The sequence below is a fragment of the Pseudoneobacillus rhizolycopersici genome (assembly GCF_054786815.1).
This window is the reverse complement of sequence record NZ_JBTOOE010000061.1, coordinates 1-1,535: the sequence shown is the minus strand read 5'-3', so window position 1 is coordinate 1,535 and position 1,535 is coordinate 1. Positions and strand designations below refer to the sequence as shown.

Genomic DNA, 1,535 nt, shown 5'->3' with positions numbered 1-1,535 from the left:
GTTGCTGTTGTTGCTGTTGTTGCTGTTGTTGCTGTTGTTGCTGTTGTTGCTGTTGCTGTGGTTTGTAATCAGGTCGCTTTTGCTGTTCCCAATTGAGTTTATCCTGTTTAAGCATTAGGACATTAAAAGGGATATGGGAACGCGATGACCGTATTGGCTCTGCAACCTGTTTGGCATGACTCTCTTCGATTTCCACCTGCTGCAGTTCTAATTCAATTGGTTCAACATCTTCAATCGGTTGAATGACTTCTTTTGGTACTTGGAATTCTTCCAAGGTGCTGTCCCTACTATGTTCGTGCTTAACCTCAGCTAAATCTTCCATAGTGATTAGTTCTTGTTCAACCTCAGCTGAATCTTCTATTATTGGTTCCTGGTCTACTTCAGCTGAATCTTCTTTTATTGGTTCCTGGTCTACTTCTGATGAATCTTCTATTATTGGTTCCTGGTCTACTTCTGATGAATCTTCCATTATTGGTTTCGGTTCTACCTCAGCTGAATCTTCCAGTGCATTTGGTTCTTGTTCTTCTAGATTTTCAAGCCGGTTTCCATATTCATCGAATTCGGTTACCATATTGAGATTATTCTCAATTTCAAAATTACTTTCATCAAGATTATTTTCAATGTCGGTGACATCACTTGAGAGCTCATATTCCACTAAATCAAATTTCGATGGTCTTGGTTTGAAACCATAAACCGGTGATGGAATTTCGGTTGGTCGAAACGGTCGATTGCTTCTTTTAGCAGCTTTGACAGGCTGGATTTCAACTACTTTTTCCTTTTCTACAGTCTTCATTTCTGGTTGTTCTTCCATATTGCCTTGGATGACGAGTTCTTCCTGATTTAGGCGTTTATGTCTACGACTTGGTCTATTTTTATGCTCATCATGATAAGTATCTGTAGCTGACTGAACGGTTGTAGTATGAACAGTCTTTTCTCTTTTTGAGCGAACTCTATTTGGCTTAGGCAAGGGTTGGTCGATTTCAGTTTGATTAGACCCTTTAGGATATTGGTATTTGACTTTAGTTTCTAATTCCTTACCTTTATGTTCATGATAAAGGCTTTCCTCGTTTCTTATTATGGTAACTTGTTCCTCTTTATCTTGAAACATCTTAAATAACTTATCTAGCCAACTCAAAAATTATCACTCTTTCTACTTTGCTTCTTCCTTCCTATTTTAACAGTTATTCACGTAATTTCGACAAAAACCTATAAAATTAGATAATTTGAACCAGGTAATTGGTATTAGGAACCTATTGTTACTTTTTTCTAATCCCTATTTAACTCATTTTACTTCCCTTCAAGAGTCGTCGAATAATTAACTTTCCTTCAAAAATTTTAACCTATTTGGAGAGTTCGCTTTGCCGTTAAAACCCAATTTCAGTTACCGAGACTCTTTCTTGAAGACCGTTTCCTCTACTTAAACCCAAAAGTGGTCGCCAAGAGTTACTCTTGACGACCAATACCTCGGCTCTAATCCATAATCGGGCGACAAGACTCTCTCTTGGCGACCGATTCCTCTACTCAAACCCAATATC

Annotated in this window: 1 protein-coding gene; it reads right to left on the bottom strand. The window is 38.0% G+C overall.

What is annotated here, in order from left to right:
- Window positions 1–1,135, bottom strand: a 1,135-nt coding sequence (locus ACX9YW_RS22835) for a hypothetical protein (RefSeq protein ID WP_460351000.1), incomplete at its 3' end; no start/stop codon positions are given.
- Between the last annotated feature and the right edge of the window lie 400 nt (window positions 1,136–1,535).